The 17,323-nt window shown below is 69.7% G+C and carries 14 protein-coding genes and 1 pseudogene; 3 read left to right on the top strand and 12 right to left on the bottom strand.

Going from position 1 to position 17,323, the window contains the following annotated elements:
* Positions 1-86 precede the first annotated feature (86 nt).
* From tatA to ACYVD1_RS19355, 9 genes are all read right to left on the bottom strand, one after another.
* Positions 87-419 carry a Sec-independent protein translocase subunit TatA gene (tatA, locus tag ACYVD1_RS19395; RefSeq protein WP_460774646.1) on the bottom strand — a complete coding sequence of 111 codons (333 nt, stop codon included), beginning with the start codon at positions 417-419 and terminating at the stop codon, positions 87-89.
* A gap of 66 nt (positions 420-485) precedes the next feature.
* The gene (locus tag ACYVD1_RS19390; RefSeq protein ID WP_460774644.1) at positions 486-671 is read right to left on the bottom strand and encodes a hypothetical protein; all 186 of its coding nucleotides are present in this window, start codon (positions 669-671) and stop codon (positions 486-488) included.
* Positions 672-731: 60 nt separating this feature from the next.
* Complete coding sequence (locus ACYVD1_RS19385; protein ID WP_460774641.1) at positions 732-2,783, bottom strand: helix-turn-helix transcriptional regulator; 2,052 nt, start codon at positions 2,781-2,783, stop codon at positions 732-734.
* Between the two features lie 101 nt (positions 2,784-2,884).
* The gene (locus tag ACYVD1_RS19380) at positions 2,885-3,970 is read right to left on the bottom strand and encodes a methionyl-tRNA formyltransferase (protein ID WP_460774638.1); all 1,086 of its coding nucleotides are present in this window, start codon (positions 3,968-3,970) and stop codon (positions 2,885-2,887) included.
* A gap of 189 nt (positions 3,971-4,159) precedes the next feature.
* On the bottom strand, positions 4,160-5,248 hold the full coding sequence (locus ACYVD1_RS19375; RefSeq protein WP_460774635.1) for an FKBP-type peptidyl-prolyl cis-trans isomerase: 1,089 nt from the start codon (positions 5,246-5,248) through the stop codon (positions 4,160-4,162).
* A gap of 150 nt (positions 5,249-5,398) precedes the next feature.
* Positions 5,399-6,757: a Pup--protein ligase gene (gene pafA, locus ACYVD1_RS19370; protein WP_460746150.1), complete on the bottom strand. Its 1,359-nt coding sequence runs from the start codon at positions 6,755-6,757 to the stop codon at positions 5,399-5,401.
* A gap of 109 nt (positions 6,758-6,866) precedes the next feature.
* Entirely contained in the window at positions 6,867-7,625 is a 759-nt protein-coding gene (gene prcA, locus ACYVD1_RS19365) for a proteasome subunit alpha (RefSeq protein ID WP_460774632.1), read from the bottom strand.
* Between the two features lie 58 nt (positions 7,626-7,683).
* Complete coding sequence (gene prcB / locus ACYVD1_RS19360; protein WP_460774629.1) at positions 7,684-8,553, bottom strand: proteasome subunit beta; 870 nt, start codon at positions 8,551-8,553, stop codon at positions 7,684-7,686.
* Between the two features lie 162 nt (positions 8,554-8,715).
* A complete protein-coding gene (locus ACYVD1_RS19355; RefSeq protein WP_460746143.1) occupies positions 8,716-8,919 on the bottom strand; it encodes a ubiquitin-like protein Pup in 204 nt (67 codons plus the stop codon).
* A gap of 675 nt (positions 8,920-9,594) precedes the next feature.
* Between ACYVD1_RS19355 and ACYVD1_RS19350 the strand changes: the two genes are divergently transcribed.
* Both ACYVD1_RS19350 and ACYVD1_RS19345 read left to right on the top strand, forming a co-directional pair.
* Positions 9,595-10,746, top strand: a complete 1,152-nt coding sequence (locus ACYVD1_RS19350) for a S1 family peptidase (RefSeq protein ID WP_460774627.1) — start codon at positions 9,595-9,597, stop codon at positions 10,744-10,746.
* A 458-nt stretch (positions 10,747-11,204) separates the two neighbouring features.
* On the top strand, positions 11,205-12,365 hold the full coding sequence (locus ACYVD1_RS19345; RefSeq protein WP_460774624.1) for a S1 family peptidase: 1,161 nt from the start codon (positions 11,205-11,207) through the stop codon (positions 12,363-12,365).
* Between the two features lie 143 nt (positions 12,366-12,508).
* Here ACYVD1_RS19345 and ACYVD1_RS19340 read toward each other — a convergent pair whose 3' ends face one another.
* Together ACYVD1_RS19340 and ACYVD1_RS19335 are read right to left on the bottom strand one after the other, a co-directional pair.
* Positions 12,509-14,143 (bottom strand): amidohydrolase, encoded by a 1,635-nt coding sequence (locus ACYVD1_RS19340; protein ID WP_460774621.1) that lies wholly within the window; start codon positions 14,141-14,143, stop codon positions 12,509-12,511.
* A gap of 62 nt (positions 14,144-14,205) precedes the next feature.
* Positions 14,206-15,504 carry an MFS transporter gene (locus ACYVD1_RS19335; protein ID WP_460774618.1) on the bottom strand — a complete coding sequence of 433 codons (1,299 nt, stop codon included), beginning with the start codon at positions 15,502-15,504 and terminating at the stop codon, positions 14,206-14,208.
* A 184-nt stretch (positions 15,505-15,688) separates the two neighbouring features.
* Between ACYVD1_RS19335 and ACYVD1_RS19330 the strand changes: the two genes are divergently transcribed.
* Positions 15,689-17,200 (top strand): PucR family transcriptional regulator, encoded by a 1,512-nt coding sequence (locus ACYVD1_RS19330; protein ID WP_460774615.1) that lies wholly within the window; start codon positions 15,689-15,691, stop codon positions 17,198-17,200.
* A 26-nt stretch (positions 17,201-17,226) separates the two neighbouring features.
* Here the strand turns inward: ACYVD1_RS19330 and ACYVD1_RS19325 are convergent.
* Positions 17,227-17,323, bottom strand: a pseudogene (locus ACYVD1_RS19325) (IS982 family transposase); the annotation flags it as partial.

Below are 17,323 nucleotides of genomic sequence, written 5' to 3'. Positions count from 1 at the left end.
CCGCGCGGGCGGCGCGGACTCCCGCTGACAGCAGCCGTCCGGCGCGGCACCCCTCGGTCGGTACCGCGCCAGTCCACGTGCCAGAGCTATTTGTTGTAGGTCTGGTTGGTGGGCTCACCGGACTCGTTGACCAGGCGCTGGCCCGCGGGCAGCTGCGGGTAACCCGGCTGCTGGTTGTTGGCGCCCGGCTGCTGCGGCTGGGAGGAGGACTGCTGGTCCTGCGGCTGCTCGCTCTGCGCGGCGGCCCCGTCGGAGTCCTTGGCCTCGTTGTCGTCGTCGACAAGGCCCTTGCTCTCGGCCTTGAGGATACGAGCGCTCCGCCCCAGGGAACGGGCCAGGTCCGGGAGTTTCTTGGCTCCGAACAGCAGAATGGCCAGGATCACCAGGATGGCGATGGTAGGTCCGTTGAACGGTCCCATGGTTCTACCTCTCTGTGCGGCGCGACCAAGCGCCTCTGATGGTACGCGTATTCGACCGCGGGTCCTTCATGTACCCGTTCCCGCGCCTCGAGTACGCTCACGCAGGTCAGCGCTGCTCGCCTGGTACCCGCCCGCCGCCCGTGTCACCGCTTCGGACAGCACGGAAGCGTCGCGGCGCACCCTCAGGGCGAGGGCACCGACGACGAGCGCTCCGGAGCAAAACATGCCGAACAGGACAGCGAGGGCGATCACGCTCTCACCATATCCCGTTCCGGATGACCTACACCCCGCCCCCGGATGAACAGGTAAGCCTCACTCCGGCGACGAAGTGGTCTCGACCAATTTCTCGGAAGTTTGAGGTGCGCCGTAGTGCTCCAGGGCCCGACGCGCCTCGGACCGCACCTCTTCGGCGAGGCTGCCCGGGGACACCAAGCGCCCCTCCCGCCCCAGGGACAGGGCCAACCGCGCCACCCAGGCCGGGGCCGGCGTACGCAGCGTCGCCCGCACCCCGCCACCGGGAAGCTCGGTGACCGACTCACACACGTAGTCCTCGGTGACCCAGCGCGCGGAGGGCTCCAGGACCAGGGTCACCAGGGCATCGCGTTCGGAGCGCTCCAGCACCCCGGCCGACAGGTCACGGCGGCCCACACCCTCGGGCACCTCGGCCGCGTAGGGCAGCACCGTCAGCTCCAGGACCCGGTCCAGGCGGAACAGCCGCACGTCCTCGCGCAGACGGCAGTAACCCTCCAGGAAGGTGTGCCCGTCCTGGACCACCAGCCCCAGCGGATCGACATCGCGCTCGGTCACCCGGTCCAGGTAGCCCGACAGGTAGCGCAGGTGCAGGCGCTGGCCGGCCTCCAGCGCCTCCGAACAACGGCGCTGGGTCTGCGTGACCTGCTCGTCCGACTCGACCCGGACCTGCACAGCGTCGGCCAGGTCGCTGACCACCGTGCCGGCTGCGGTACGCAGCTTCTCCCCCACCCGCTTGAGCGCGCTGTCCTCCACCCCCCGCGGTTCGGGCAGCGCCTCCAGCAGCGAAAGGCCCACGACCAGGCTGGCCGCCTCGTCAGCGGTCAACCGCAGCGGCTGGGCCAGGGTGTCGGCGTTGCCGATGATGATCTCGCCGGTGGCTTTGGCCGCGTCCAGGTCCACGTCGATCAGGTCGCCGGGGGTGTAACCCGGCAACCCGCACATCCACAGCAGCCTGAGGTCGGCCACCACCTGGCGCTCACTGAGCCCGAAGTGCCGCGCCACCTCGGGCACCCGCACGTCGCGCCCGAGCGCGTACGGAACCAGCATGAGGAGCCGGTGCAGCTGGTCGGCGGAGCGCGGCCCGCGGGCCGGGGCGTCCTCGCCCCCGCTCTCCCCTGCGGTCTCGGGGCTGTCGCGCTCGACCTGCGCCTCGGCCGCCCCCTCCAGGTGGGAGACCATAGCCGCGCGCACCCCCTCCGGTTCCACCACGACCGCCCGCGAACCATGGGAGGCCACCTGCCGCACCAAGCCGAGCACGGAGTTGTAGGGCAGCGTGATGGTGTCCCAACCGGAGTCGGCACCCTCACGCTCACCGGGGACCACCCGCACCGCGCCGCGGCGCAGGGCGTGCGCGGCGTCGGTGCGCACGCGCAGGGTCGCGGTCCGCTCCGGCTCGGCCCTCTGTTGGGAGACCACCGAACGCAGGTCCACCCCCTCGGGGACGGTCACGTCCGGGCCGGAGCGCTCGACGGTCACCTCACCCTGGATCCGGCCCAGGCGGAAGACCCTCCGTGCGTCCCGCAGCCGGTCATGGCCCACTACGTACCAGTGGCCGCGCAGGTTGACGATGCCCCACGGCTCGATGTCGCGCCGCTGGGCCTCGATCTGGCCGGGCTTGCGGTAGGCGAAGGAGATCGGGCGCCGGTCGCGGACCGCCTGCCAGACCGGGCCGAAGGCGGGCTCGTCGGTACGCATCGCGGGGGTGAGCCCCGGTGCCGCTTCGGAGTCCACCGGGACCCCGGCGGAGCGGAGCTTGAACAAGGCGTCAGCGGCGGCCTTGCCCAGTGAGGCGTGCCGCCAGGCGCGGGCGGCCAGGCCCAGTACCACTGCTTCGTCGGGCAGGAGCTCGATCTCGGGCAGCTCGTAGTCCGAGCGGGAGATCCGGTACCCCTCATCGCCGCTGAACGCGTCGCCGCCACCCACCTGTACGGGAATGCCGCTGTCGCGCAGCTCCCGCTTGTCGCGCTCGAACATGCGCTTGAAGGCCGACTCGGTCTCCGCCTCCGCGTAACCGTGGACCGTCGCCCGGATCTCCTGGGCGGTGAGGTGTCGCCTCGTCGACAACAGGCAGATGACCAGGTTGAGTTGCCGTTCGGTCTTCCTGCGCGACATGGTCCGCACTCCTCTTGCCCGCTGATGTTGCCCGCTGTGTTCACCCGCAGGGGTGGGTCGACCGGGCGGGGCCGCGAGGGGCGCGTCCTCCCACCGCCGGTTCAGCTCCGACGGTACCGTGCCGAGCGCGATCCGACAGCGCTCACCGACGATTCAGGACGCGCCGTCCGCTGAGCCGGGGCAGCGGGGCGGCGGTGCTCGGCGTCGCCGTTTCCCGGGACGGGGGTGCGCCGGGTGGCGGCCATCATGTGTTCGGAGGGCGGGTCGAAGCGGCTCCCGGGGCGGAACATGGCCAGCGAGGCCGGTTCGGCCAGCACACCCTCGTCCACCCTCAGGGTCTCGGGCACGAACACGCTGCCGTCCCCGCAGGTGACACCCCACTTGCGGCCCGTTCCCGCGGACACGATCTGGCCGGGGTCAGCGCCCTCGACCTCCTCGGACAGCGTTCCCGAGCACAAGGTGATCCGGGCCGCGCCGAACATCGCGAAGGCACCCGGGTACGGGGCCGTGAGAGCGCGCACCATCCGGTCCACGTCCCGTCCGGCCGCGGTGAAGTCCAGGTGTCCGTCGCTGGGGCGGCGCCGCGGCCACACAGAGACGTGGCCTGTCTGCGGACGGCGGGGCGCCCGCCCTTCCAGCAGCGCCTCCAGGTTGCGGACGAGGATTTCGGACTGCAGGTGCCCGACCCGCTCGTAGAGGCCGGCCGCGTTGATGTCCGGCGCGACGTCGAACCAGGTCCGGTCCACGATGTCGCCGGCCGTCGGCTCGCTGTCGAGGTGGAAGAGTGTGACGGCACTGGAGCGCATGTCGCGAAGGATCGTCCACGGGATCGGGGCCCGTCCGCGGCCGACCGGCAGCGGGGCGGGGTGCACGCCGACACCGCCGAGCGGAAGCGGCGCCAGCACCTCGTCGTCGACCAGCTGGGACCAGCCCGCGACGACCATCAGGTCGATCCGGTGCTCCGAGAGGGCGTCGCGGACCTCGTCGGTATTGATGTCGGAGGCCCTCAGGTGCGCGATGCCGTGGCGCCGGGTGACGGCGTCGAAGTCTGCGTAGCCGGACCGGTGCGCCAGCTCGGCGGGGTAGGAGACCACCAGGCTCGGCGGCAGCCCTTGGGCGCAGAGCTCCTCGAGCGCCGGTACACCCAGGTGCAGACCCGACACGTAGCAGTACCGCTGGCCTGGCATGGCTCCCCCTCACCCATACTCACCCTGGGTGACCGACTCTACGCTCGAACCGGCCCCGGGAGGGACGTCTTCGCGTACCGGGTGTGTCGGTCCTGGAACGGCCCCGGCAACGGCGAAGCCCCGCGGGGATCACGCGCCCGCGGGGCTTCTACGGAGAGTGGGTCGGTGCTCACCCCACCGGGGCGGGTCCTACTCCGACTCCTCCTCGTCAGCGCCTTCCTCAGGGGCCTCCGGGTTGCCTTCCTCGTCGAGCTCGGGCGGCGGCGGGTTGTCGTAGGCACCGAGGATGTCGACCACGAACACCAGGGTGCCCGCTGGAGCGCCCTGTTCCTCCGCGTCGTCCCCGTAGGCGAGGTCCGGCGGCACGACAAGCATCAGGCGGCTGCCGACGTTCTCGCCGACGATGCCCTCGTCCCAGCCCTCGATGACGGCACCACCGCCGATGGTGGTGTCGAAGGGGACTCCGCCCTGGGCCCACGAGGAGTCGAAGACCTCGTTCTCGCCGGACTCCTCCTCGGGCTCCCAGCGCACGCCCGTGTACTGGACGACGATCTGCTGCTCTTCCTCGACCTCACCGCCCTGGCCCTCGATGAGCGGGGTCACCTCGAGATCGTCGGGGGCATCGGTGTCGGGGACGTCGATAACGGGCTCGGAGTGGCCGTCCTGCGTCACGGTGGGCAGGTCGCCGCCGCCGTCCTCGGTCTGCTCGCCGGGCACCACGGCACCCTGGCTGAAGCTGTCCACCATGTCCATGACCAGGACGCTGGCACCCTCCGGCGCGGGCTGGCCCATCTGCTCGGCCTGCGCCTTCTCCTCCTCGCTCAGCGGCGGGAAGACGTAGACCGCACGGCTGTCGAGCGGCTGGCTGACCAAGGTGTCGGTGATGTACTCCGGCATCTGGTCCATGCGGATGAGGTCGGGGGCCCCGCTCTCGTAGCTGGACTGGCCCTCGACCGGTTCACCCTCGCCGGGGGCCGTCCACTGGTACTGGACGACATTGGCGACGACCAGGTCGTCCGCTGCGACCAGGCCTTCCTCACCAGACCCCTGGCTGACGATCCCCGAGATCTCCTCGTCCGGAGGCGCGATGTCGGGGATGGTGATCTCGGGTTCCTCACCGACTTCGCCGGTGACGTCGGGCAGCCGCGAGTCGAGCTCGTCGTCGTCCGATTGGAGGAAGGCGGGGGTCCGCCAGTCCTCCGGGATCGATGCGCAGCTGGAGGCCGCCAAGGCGATGGCGGTCATCGGCACCGCGATGGCGGCAGCACGTCGGTGCATGGGTCACAACCTCTGATTTCCGGCTCAGGACACGGTCACACTACCGAACAGTCAGAGTGTGGCCACCCCTTGGAGCGCTACGGATACGAAAAGCCCGCGGGAAGCCGCCTTCGGCTCGCCCGCGGGGCCCGCGCACACGCGATTCGAAGCTCACATCCCGGCGATCAGTTTCTCCACCCGCTCGTCCACGGACTTGAAGGGGTCCTTGCACAACACGGTGCGTTGTGCCTGGTCGTTGAGCTTGAGGTGGACCCAGTCGACGGTGAAGTCCCGGCGCTGCTCCTGGGCGCGGCGGATGAACTCGCCGCGCAACCTCGCCCGTGTGGTCTGCGGAGGAACCGACTTGGACTCGAAGATCTTCAGGTCACCGACCACCCGGTCCATCTGGCCGCGGTTCTGCATCAGGTAGAACAGGCCGCGGTCGCGGTGGATGTCGTGGTAGGTGAGGTCGAGTTGGGCCACCCTCGGTGAGGAGAGCGTCAGGTCGTGCTTGTCCCGGTAGCGCTCCAGCAGCAGGAACTTGGCGACCCAGTCGATCTCCCGCTGGACCGTCTCCAGGTTCTGGGTCTCGACCGCCTCCAGGGTGCGCTGCCACAGGTCCAGGATGCGCTTGCCCGAGGCATCGGTCCCGTGGCGGTCCACGTAGCTCTGTACCTTCTCCAGGTACTCGCGCTGGATCTCCAGCGCGCTGGCCTCGCGTCCGTTGGCCAGGCGCACCTTGCGGCGGCCGGTCATGTCGTGGCTGATCTCCCGGATCGCCCGGATCGGGTTCTCCAGGGTGTAGTCGCGCATGACGACCCCGGCCTCGATCATCCGCAGCACCAGGTCGGTCGAGCCCAGCTTGAGGAGGGTGGTGGTCTCACTCATGTTGGAGTCGCCCACGATGACGTGCAGTCGCCGGAACCGCTCGGCGTCGGCGTGGGGCTCGTCCCTGGTGTTGATGATGGGGCGGGAACGGGTGGTCGCCGAGGAGACGCCCTCCCAGATGTGCTCCGCGCGCTGGCTGACACAGAACAGCGCCCCCCGAGGTGTCTGCAGGACCTTGCCAGCGCCGCAGATGATCTGGCGGGTGACCAGGAAGGGGATCAGGACGTCGGCGAGACGGCCGAACTCGCCGTGTCGGCCGACCAGGTAGTTCTCGTGGCAGCCGTAGGAGTTGCCCGCTGAGTCCGTGTTGTTCTTGAACAGGTAGATGTCCCCGGCGATGCCCTCCTCGTGCAGGCGCTGCTCGGCGTCGACCTGCAGCCCTTCCAGGATCCGCTCGCCGGCCTTGTCGTGAGCGACCAGGTCCGCGAGGCTGTCGCACTCGGGGGTGGCGTACTCGGGGTGGCTGCCCACGTCGAGGTAGAGGCGGGCACCGTTGCGCAGGAACACGTTGCTACTGCGCCCCCAGGAGACCACCCTCCGGAACAGGTAGCGGGCGACCTCGTCGGGCGACAGGCGCCGCTGCCCCCGGAAGGTGCACGTGACCCCGTACTCGTTCTCCAGCCCGAAGATCCGTCGTTCCACGCGGCCTCACCAACTTCCCGTCACCGTAGTGCGGACGACGGGGCCGCGCCGCCCACACCCACCCGGCCGGTGCGGCGCCCGTGTGGCGCCGCACCGTTGTGCTTTCAGGTCACTCGTCGCCCTGGTCCCCGTTACTGTCTCCGCCCTCGCTTTCGGAGGACTCCTGACCGGCTTCCTTGCCCTCCGCGATGAGGGAGGCCAGGCGGTTGCCGTGGATACGGCGGAACTTGCGGTGCTCTCGGGAGCGTTCCAGGACGGCGACCTCGAGGTTGGCGGCCTCCAGTTCGCGCTCCTCACCGTTCTCGTGGGCGAGCGCGTGGGTGGCCGCGTTCAGGGCCGCGCTGAGGGGGGCGTCGGCGGCGAAACGGTCCTTCAGGATCCCGGCGACGTGCTCGGAGGAGCCGCCCACCGCGACGAAGCCCTGTTCGTCGACGATGGAGCCGTCGAAGGTGATGCGGTAGATCTCGTCACCGGCCGCCGTGTCGCCGACCTCGGCGACGACGATCTCGACCTCCCAAGGTTTGAGGCTCTCGCTGAAGACGGTGCCCAGGGTCTGGGCGTAGATGTTGGCGAGCTGACGGCCGCTGACGTCGCGGCGGTCGAACTGGTAACCGCGTACGTCGGCGAAACGGACGCCCATGAGGCGTAGGTTCTCGAACTCCGGGTAGCGGCCGACCGCCGCGAACCCGATGCGGTCGTAGAGTTCGCTGATCTTGTGCAGTGTGCGGGACATGTTGTCCGCCACCAACAGGATTCCGCCCTCGTACTGCAGGACGACGGCACTGCGGCCGCGCGCGATGCCCTTGCGCGCGTAGTCCGCCTTGTCCTTCATCTGCTGTTCGGGGGCGACGTAGAACGGCATCGACACCGCGGATCGTTCCTTACCTAGTAGGGAGAAGTCTGTTGTGGGGGCGGTGGTGACCGCTTCAGCTCAGCGGCGCCCTGGGGCCGTCGGGGTGGACTGCGCGCCCTTCGACCACCTGGGTCGCCAGTCGTGCGACTTCGTCGGTGGAGATCCGCCTGTGCCCGTCCTCCGTGATGACGTCGACGAGGGGGAAGATCTTGCGGTGCAGGTCCGGGCCGCCCGTGGCGGAGTCCTCGTCGGCGGCGTCGTAGAGCGACTCCAGCGCGACCTTGATCGCGCTGGTCTCGTCCAGGTCGTCCCCGTACAGCTTCTTGATGGCGCCCTTGGCGAAGACCGAACCGGAGCCGATGGAGTGGTAGTGGTGCTCCTCGTAGCGCCCGCCCACCGCGTCGTAGCTGAACACCCTCCCTAGTTCGGTGTTCTCGTCGAAGCCGACGAGGAGGGGGATGACCACGAAGCCCTGCAGGGCCATGCCGAGGTTCGAACGAACCATCTGGGCGAGTTTGTTCGCCTTACCTTCAAGGGAGAGGGAGCGGCCCTCGAGTTTCTCGTAGTGCTCCAGTTCGACTTGGTAGAGCTTGGCCATCTCGATGCCGATCCCCGCGGAGCCGGCGATGGCCACCGCGGAGAACTCGTCCGTCCGGTAGAGCTTGTCCATGTCGCGGTTGGCGATGACGTTGCCCTGGGTGGCACGCCGGTCGCCGGCCAGTAGGACGCCCCCGGAAAAGGTCAGGGCGACGATGGTCGTGGCGTCCGGGGTGAGATGTTCGGTGCCCCCGCCGCCGGAGCTGGTGCCCCTGCCGCCGCCGGAGCTCAGGTGCTGTCCGGGCAGCAACTCGGGGTTGACCGCCCGGAGGAACTCGGTGAAGGACGAGGTGCCCGCACTCATGAAAGCGGCTGGCATCCCCTTGCCCTCGAACCCTTCGAACACGCGACTCCCTCCACTCGCGCCCCACCCCTTCTCTGGGGCGGCCAGGGCGCCTGTCATCGGTATGTCTGTCGGCCGGCGGACCTCCCGGCCGGTGAGGTTGACCCTAACCCTGTGCACTCCGGGACCTAGGGCTCCCGGATGCGCTGTCAGCGAACCCGGGGGTCACTGTCCGCCCTTCTGCACGAACTGCCGCACGAAGTCCTCGGCGTTGCTCTCCAGCACGTCGTCGATCTCGTCCAGGATGTCGTCGACGTCCTCGTCCAACTGTTCGTTGCGTTCCTGGGTCTCCTCCGCGGACTGGGTCTCCTCGACCTCTTCGTCGCGGCGTGACGAGTGCTTCTGACCGCCGTCATCCTTCGCTGCCATCGCTCTTTACCTCCCGTTCGGGGCTCTCGCCCTTATCTTGGCCCAACGGCACCCGGCTCAACCCCCTTCACGGGGGCCGATACTCGCTAGTTACCTCGGAATCGTCCCGTGTGTGCCCACAGGGGTGCGCACGGGGTCAGATTCGTCTCGGGCGTGTCCTTAGCGGCCCCCAACGGAGTTGTGGTCCGGGTTTGTTCCGGCGCCACGACACACCCACCCCCCGCCAGGCACATTACGCACACCTGTGCTTCATGCGCACACGATCTTCACCCTGGGCAGCCCTGTGACCACCCACGTTGCGGATACGTGTCCCTCTCGTCACGGATGGTACGAAGTACCAGTGTCCGAATCCGGCCACTTTGCCAATCTTGCGTTACTGGCGAGTTTGTGATCCACATACACCCCCTCACGAAAAGCAAAGGTCAGACACCACGTCACCCAGAGTAATCACAGCTAAGAGTCCCTTGATCCCATGATCCAGTTGACCCCTGAGTGAATTATCAGCTTCGCGGACTTTCGCTGCCCAAGATGTTCACTTATGGTTTGAAATCGTTTACTGAGTGTCTTAGTAAACGGCGAGGGTCCCGGACCATCCGTGACCCTGGGCCCGGGTTCGTCCCCCCGGACGGCCCCAAGGGCCAACCCCCATCCATTCCCCAAGGAGAGTAGGGATCAATGCGACCCTCCCCCGTTATCTCCGCTATCGGCACGGGAGCGCTGGCCTTCGGGCTGACGCTCTCCGTCGCGCCGGGAGCCGGTGCCGCCACGGTGCCCGCCGAGCCCACCACCCAGGACGGCGCCTCCACCATGGAGGAGGCGCTTGAGCGGGACCTCGGCCTCACCCCGTTCGAGGCCGAGGACCTGCTCGACGCCCAGCAGGAGGCCTTCGGGCTCGACGCCGAGGCCACCGAGGCGGCCGGAGCCGCCTACGCCGGCTCCGTGTTCGACACCGAGACCCTGGAGCTGACCGTCCTGGTGACGGACACCGCCGCGGTGTCGGACGTCGAGGCCGCCGGTGCCGAGGCCGAACTGGTCTCGCACGGCACCGAGGGCCTGGAAACGGTCATCGACGAGCTCGACGCGGCCGGCGGCCAGGTCGGCGTCGCCAGCTGGTACCCGGACGTCGCGAGCGACACGGTCGTCATCGAAGCCACCGACACCGCCAGCGCCGAGAGCTTCATCGAGGCCGCGGGCGTGGACGCCTCCACCGTCCAAGTCGAGCAGACCGACGAGATGCCGGAGCTGTACGCGGACATCGTCGGCGGTGACGCCTACTTCATGGGCGGCGGACGCTGCTCCATCGGGTTCGCGGTCACCGACAGCTCGGGCGGCGAAGGGTTCGTGACGGCCGGCCACTGCGGCACGACCGGCACGTCCGCCGAGAGCGAGGACGGTTCCGGTTCCGGCGTCTTCGCGGAGTCCGTCTTCCCGGGTGACGACGCCGCCTACGTGGAGGCCACCTCCAACTGGGACGTCACCAACACGGTCAACATGTACGACGAGGGCGGCACCCAGACCGTCGGCGGCTCCAGCGAGGCGCCGATCGGTTCGGCCGTGTGCCGTTCCGGTTCCACCACCGGGTGGCACTGCGGGACCATCGAGGCCCGCGGTGAGACGGTGAGCTACCCCGAGGGCACCGTCACCGACATGACCCGTACCGACGTGTGCGCCGAGCCCGGCGACTCCGGCGGTGCGTTCATCGCCGACGACCAGGCCCAGGGCATGACGTCCGGCGGCTCCGGCAGCTGCTCCGCCGGCGGCACCACGTACTACCAGGAGGTCGCACCGGTGCTGAGCACCTGGGACCTCAGTCTCGTGACGAGCTAACCGGCTCCAGCGCAGACACCCCGCGCCCCCGTCCGCACCAGCGGGCGGGGGCGTTCGCGTGTCCGTGGCGAACACTGCACCCAACACCCGGCCCTCCACGCCCGTGGCCACGGATGTTACGGCTGCGTGTCCGGGTCACCACGGATGGTACTGAGTACCGCTGTCCGGATGCGGCCACAGAACCCTCCTTGCGCTTCGCATCCTGCTTCGGTCCGTGACGCCACGACTCCGGTACACCCAGGTGGACAGCCGCACCGACACGCTCAGCGACGAAGATGTGACCGACCATGGGATGAACCCATGCCGATCTGAATGCTGCCCGGCATTTTCGGCCTTCCGCTCATCAAAATGTGCATCTATGTTGGTCGTTGTTTACCGAATGTCTCGGTAAGCGCCAGGGAGCCGAATCCATCTCGGCCCCTGATCCCCCGTTAATCCCCCCCAGGAGAGTAGGGACCATGCGACCCTCCCCCGTTGTCTCCGCTATCGGCGCAGGAGCCCTTGCCTTCGGCATGGCACTGGCCGCCGCCCCGGGAGCTCTTGCGGCTTCCGGCCCCCTCCCCCAGTCCCCCGCAACAGACTCTGACGCGTCCTCGATGGAGGAGGCGCTCGAGCGCGACTTCGGTCTGACCTCGTCCGAGGCCGACGAGCTGCTCACCGCCCAGGACACGGCCTCAGATATCGACGAGGCCGCGGCCGAGGCCGCCGGAGGCGCCTACGGCGGCTCCACCTTTGACACCGACACCCTCGAACTCACCGTTCTGGTGACCGACCCCGCATCGGTCGAGGCCGTGGAGGCCGTCGGCGCCGCGGCCGAACTGGTCTCCCACGGCACCGAGGGCCTCGACGCCATCGTCCAGGACCTCAACGAGGCCGCCGCGGAGCCGGGCGTGGTCGGCTGGTACCCGGACGTGGACGCCGACACGGTCGTCCTGGAGGTCCTCGAGGGCTCCGGTGCCGACGTGGACGCCCTGCTCGCCGACGCGGGTGTGGACTCCGCCTCCGTCGACGTGACCACCACCAGCGAACAGCCCCGGGTCTACGCCGACATCATCGGCGGCCTCGCCTACACCATCGGTACCGGCAGCCGCTGCTCCGTCGGCTTCGCCGCCACCAACGCCTCCGGCCAGCCCGGCTTCGTGACCGCGGGCCACTGCGGCGCCCCCGGCGCCTCGGTGTCCATCGGCAACGGCTCGGGCGTGTTCGAGAACTCGGTCTTCCCGGGCAACGACGCCGCCTTCGTCCGGGGTACGGCCAACTTCACCCTCACCAACCTGGTGAGCCGCTACAACACCGGCGGCTACGCCGAGGTCAACGGCCACAGCCAGGCTCCGGTCGGTTCGGCCGTGTGCCGCTCCGGCTCCACCACCGGGTGGCACTGCGGGACCATCGAGGCCCGCGGCCAGTCGGTGAGCTACCCCGAGGGCACCGTCAACGACATGACCCGCACCAACGTGTGCGCCGAGCCCGGCGACTCCGGCGGCTCCTTCATCGCCGGTGACCAGGCCCAGGGCGTCACCTCGGGCGGTTCCGGAAGCTGCGCCGCCGGCGGCACGACGTTCTACCAGGAGGTCAACCCCATGGTGAACTCCTGGAACCTCAGCCTGACGACCAGCTAGCCGACCCCACCCCCACCAGGGCCGTAGCGCCCGATCCTCCGGCGTCCCCGCCCGCACCCGCGGGCGGGGACGTCCGCGTTCCGGCCTCCCGCCCCGATCCCTTCCGAAGCGCCGCGGCACCCCGGCCCTTCCGGACCCGCTTCCTACGGCACCGAGCTCTCCGTTCCCTCCGCCCGGTAGGCGACCTCGCCGTCCAGGACGGTCAGCCAGGCGTTCACCGCACGCAGCCGTTCCAGCGGCAGGGACCCGACATCGGCGTCCAGGACCACCAGATCGGCCAAGTACCCGGGGCGCAAGGCACCCAGCCGGTCCTCGACCCCGAGCGCGTGCGCGGCCTCCAGAGTGTGGGCGCGTAGCGCCTCGTGCAGGGAGACACCCTGTTCCACACCGATGTCGTCCCCTTCCCTCGTGGTGCGGCACACGGCGTTGGCGACGGTGTCCATGGGGCGCAGGCTGGAGACGAAGGAGTCGCTGGACAGCACCGGGCGCAGGCCCAAGTCGATCTCCTCGCGCATGGGCTGGAGCCGGTGCGCGCGCTCACCCATACGACGCAGGAAGTCGCCCCCGCTGTCGTACAGGAAGTTGGGCTGGTTGACCGGGATCACCCCGTAGTCGGTGAAGCGTTTGGCCTGCTCCCGGGTGGGGTACCCGCAGTGCTCGATCCTCGGGCGCGGGTCGGGGCCCGACACCCGGGCCGCCGAGCCGATCGCCGCCAAGGTGTGTTCCATCGCCGCGTCCCCCTGCGTGTGGATCGCCACCTGCCAACCCTCCGCCGCGGCGCGGGTGACCAGGTCCACCAGCTGGTTGGGGTGGTGGTAGAGGCTTCCCGGGAACTCGCCACGCTCACCGTAGGGCACGCTGAACTTGGCGGTGCCGCCCAGCAGGGTGCCGTCCGAATAGAATTTCATGCCGGTCAGACGCAGCCAGTCGTCGCCGAACGGGCTCGCGAGTCCGGCCTGGGTCAGCGCGTCGAGCTGGTGCGAGAGCGGCATTCCGAAGGTACGCAGCGGCAGCGTCCCTGCTGTGCGGGCCGCCCGGTACACCCGCAGCTCCCGCGCGGAGACTTGTGGGTCGCACACCGTGGTCACCCCCGCCGACAGGTACGGTCCGGCCGCCGCAGACAGCCAACCCAGCAGCTGCTCAGCGGGCAGGTCAGTGTGGAAGTTGGGCCCGTGGCAGCCGATGTCCACGGCCAGCGGCAGCAGCAGCTCCATCGCCGAGTCCAGGACCATCCCGGTCAGTCTGCCGCCCTCGTCGCGGACGAAGGAACCCCCGGCCGGATCCGGGACGTCCTCGCCGATGCCGCTCCAGGCCAGAGCGGCCGAGTTGACCAGGGCCTGGTGCCCGGAGACGTGGTAAACGATGACCGGGTGCTCGGTGGTGGCCGCGTCCAGGTGTCGGCGGGTGGGCCGCCCGCCCGGGTACTTGGCGTCATCCATCGAGAAGGCGCGGATCCACTGACCCGGCGGGGTGCGCTCGGCTTCGGCGCCGATCGCTTCGACCAAGTCGGCGGCGCTGCCCACCCTCGGGTAGCGCGCGTCCACGGCGGCCAGCGATTCGGCCGTGGACAGCAGGTGGTTGTGCGGATCGATGAAGCCGGGCAGGACCGTGCGTCCGCCCGCGTCCACCTCCACTGCGCCGGGACCGGCGGCGGCACGGGCCTCGTCCGTGTTTCCGGCCAGGCGGACCCGCCCCTCGCGCACGGCCACGGCGCTGGCGGTGGGGTTGGTGTCGTCCATCGTCAGGACGCTTGCGTTGTGGATGAGCAGACCGGTCACGGGTGGGTTCTCCTCCGTGTGGTGGGGCCGCCGTCCTGACGGACGGCGGCGCGGGTTCGGGTTCAGACGGACGTCAGCACTTCGGCGTCCCTGTAGCGGGGCGCCTTGGCCAGGCAGACGATGCTCAGCGCCACCATGGCCGCCAGGAGCCCGACCACGGACAGGATGCTGCCGGTTGCGGCCAGTAGGGCAGTGCACGCCAGGGGGGCCAAGCCGCCGAAGATCGCGCCGGCAGCCTGGTAGGCGATGGAAATGCTCGTGTACCGGGCCTGGGGCGGGTACATCTGCGCGAGCACCCGGGCGATGGGCCCGTAGACGGTGGCCATGGCCACTCGCATCACGCAGAGCATCAGCACGATGAGCAGGGTGCTGCCGGTCTCCAGCACCAGGAACTGGGGCAGGGCCAGCACACCCACTCCCACCAGGCCGACCGTGACGACCCGGACGGTGCCGAAGCGGTCGCCCAGCCACGCCACCCCGAGGGTGACCACCAGCTCCACGAACGCCGCGATGGTCAGGCCGGTGAGGATGACCTGCTCGCTGATACCGACTTCGGTGACCCCGTAGGCCTGGATGAACGTGGTGACGATGTAGTAGCCGCCCACGGCCACCGGCAGTACACCCACCCCCAGCAACAGGGTGCGCCAGGAGGTACGCAGGGCGTAGCCCAGTGGCAGGCCCTCGGGGCGGTCCTCCTCCCGCACCGCGTCGAAGACCGGGGACTCCTCCACCTTGAAGCGGATGACCAGGCCGATGACCACGAGCAGGACCGAGGCCAGGAAGGGCAGTCGCCACCCCCAGTCGTAGAGGATCTCGGTGTCCCAGGCCGCGATCAGCCCGAAGGAACCGGTCGCCAACAGTGCCCCGGCCGGGTTGCCGAGCTGGGCGAAGGCGCCGTAGAAGGTCTTGCGGTCCTCCGGCGCGTGCTCCACGGCCATCAGGACCGCGCCGCCCCACTCGCCGCCCACCGCGATGCCCTGCACGAAGCGCAGCACCACCAGCAGCAGCGGCGCGACGAAGCCGATCTGCTCGTAGGTGGGCATCAGGCCCACACAGAAGGTCGCCACCCCCATCATCAGGAGAGTGATGACCAGAGCCGACTTTCGGCCGAGCCGGTCACCGTAGTGGCCGAACAGCAGGCCCCCCAGTGGACGGGCGAAGAAACCCACCGAGAAGGTGGCGAAGGAGGCCATCAGCCCGACCATGGGGTCGACGTCCGCGGGGAAGAACAGTGTCGCGAAGACCAGGCTCGCCGCGGTGGCATAGATGTAGAAGTCGAACCACTCGATGGTGGTACCGACGAACGCCGCGATCGCCGCCCGCGCCGGGTGCGGGGACTCGGGGACAGTCCGCTCTGACATGGTGTGCTCCGTTGCGCGTTCGGTGCGCCCTGGGCCCCCGGAGAGGGGTGTTGCCGCTGGCCGCAACCGTTTCGATTGATGCTGTGACGGTAGGCACCACGGCCCGGTACGCGCCGGGACGGTTCGCACACCACCAGCCGTGACAAATGTGCACGACGCACAGGACCGCAGAAGGGGGAGCCCCGTGGCGATCACCGTCCGCGACATCACCACCGATCCCGGCCTGGAGGTCCGGGCCGCCGCCGGGGCCTCAGGGCTCGACCAGACGATCCGCTGGGCCCACGTCATCGAACTGCGCGATCCAGTGCGGTGGCTGCGCGGCGGTGAGCTCGTGTTGACGGTCGGGGTGGGCCTGGGATCCGATGAGCGGGCCCGCCGCGCCTACGTCCGCGGACTCCACGAGGCCGGGTGCGCGGGATTGGCCTTCGCGATCGACGACCGCTCTCGCGATATCCCACCCGAGGTGTTGACAGAAGGCGACACCCTGGGCTTCCCGATCCTGCGAGTCGAGGGTAGGACGCCCTTCATCGCGATCGTGGAGACCGTCGCCGACCACTACGCGGCCGAACGGACCCGGCAGCAACAGCTCGTGCTCACCGCACAGGACGCCATGGCCCGCGCCGCACTGCGCTCGGGCCCGGCGGGGGTCCTGAGGGAGCTGTCCTCGGCCACCGGCGGCGCTTGCCTCCTTCTGGACCGCAACGGCATGACCAGCGAGGCCGTGCCCGACACCGAACCCCCTTGGCACGCACGCGTGCGCTCGGCCCTGGCAGGTCGGCGCCCCGGGATGACCCTGCTGGCCGACGGCGACGCAACCGTCCTCCTCCAGACCCTGGGCCCCGCCGGACACACGCTCGGCTGGCTGGGCCTGCACTGCGCCGCTCAGGTCACACCGCACGTACGGATGCTGGCCAACCACGCATCTTCCCTGCTGGCGGTGGACCTGCTGCACTCGAGGCAGGCGCGCAGGGCGCTGTACCGCGAACGAGCACCCGTGCTGTTGGCTGCGGCGACCGGCCGACCCCGGTTCCCACCGGTCCTGCCCACCCCGCCGTGGGAGGTGGTGTGCCTGCGCGGCCCCGCACCCGATGCGCTCATGGACCACACCGCGGACACGCTCGTGGACGTGCTGGGCGATACCGAAGCCGCCCAGCGGGTCGGGCTGGCCCCTCTGGAGGACGCACTACTGGTCGTCCTGCCGGCCAGCCCCCGGCCGTACATCGGCGAGCGGTTGTTCGAGACCCTGGCAGCGCAACCCGAGGGTCCCGACGCGGCCGGGGCCTGCGGGGCCCGCGGCGTGGACGGCCTGGTATCAGCGGTGGAACGGGCCCGGCAGGCGGCCACCGGCGGCTACCGGCACGTGGACGAGACCGACGCGTGGGCGCTGCTGCGCTCCTCGGTACCGGCAGACAGCATCCGGGCCTTCGAACAGGCCGTCCTAGGCCCCCTGCACGAGCACGACGCGCGCAATTCCACGGACCTGGCCCACACGCTGCGCCACTACCTGGACAACAACGCTCAGGTGGGGGCCACCGCGCGTGATCTGGGGGTCCACCGCAACACCCTGCGTTCGCGCCTGCGCGTCGCGGAGCGGGTCATGGGCCGGGGCCTGGACTCCCCCCGGACCCGGCTGGAGCTGTGGGCCGCCCTGAGCCTGGACCCACTCCCCTGCCACGACGGCACCTGGCACGGCTAGATCGTTGATGGGAAAATGTGTCCTGGTCAGTGGTCGTAAGCCACCAGTGACCGCTTGACCGGGGCACCGATCAGCCAGTTGTGCCAGATCGCCGCGTTCAGCGCCAGGATGCGCTGGCACACC

It is taken from the genome of Nocardiopsis nanhaiensis (assembly GCF_054778635.1).
This window is presented reverse-complemented; position numbering and strand designations above follow the sequence as displayed.

Excerpts from the sequence above, each read along its gene's own strand:
- ACYVD1_RS19380 (WP_460774638.1), bottom strand. The coding sequence starts at position 3,970 with ATGCCAGGCCAGCGGTACTGCTACGTGTCGGGTCTGCACCTGGGTGTA.
- ACYVD1_RS19345 (WP_460774624.1), top strand. The coding sequence starts at position 11,205 with ATGCGACCCTCCCCCGTTGTCTCCGCTATCGGCGCAGGAGCCCTTGCC.
- ACYVD1_RS19385 (WP_460774641.1), bottom strand. The coding sequence starts at position 2,783 with ATGTCGCGCAGGAAGACCGAACGGCAACTCAACCTGGTCATCTGCCTG.
- ACYVD1_RS19355 (WP_460746143.1), bottom strand. The coding sequence starts at position 8,919 with ATGGCAGCGAAGGATGACGGCGGTCAGAAGCACTCGTCACGCCGCGAC.
- ACYVD1_RS19350 (WP_460774627.1), top strand. The coding sequence starts at position 9,595 with ATGCGACCCTCCCCCGTTATCTCCGCTATCGGCACGGGAGCGCTGGCC.
- tatA (WP_460774646.1), bottom strand. The coding sequence starts at position 419 with ATGGGACCGTTCAACGGACCTACCATCGCCATCCTGGTGATCCTGGCC.
- ACYVD1_RS19335 (WP_460774618.1), bottom strand. The coding sequence starts at position 15,504 with ATGTCAGAGCGGACTGTCCCCGAGTCCCCGCACCCGGCGCGGGCGGCG.
- ACYVD1_RS19375 (WP_460774635.1), bottom strand. The coding sequence starts at position 5,248 with ATGCACCGACGTGCTGCCGCCATCGCGGTGCCGATGACCGCCATCGCC.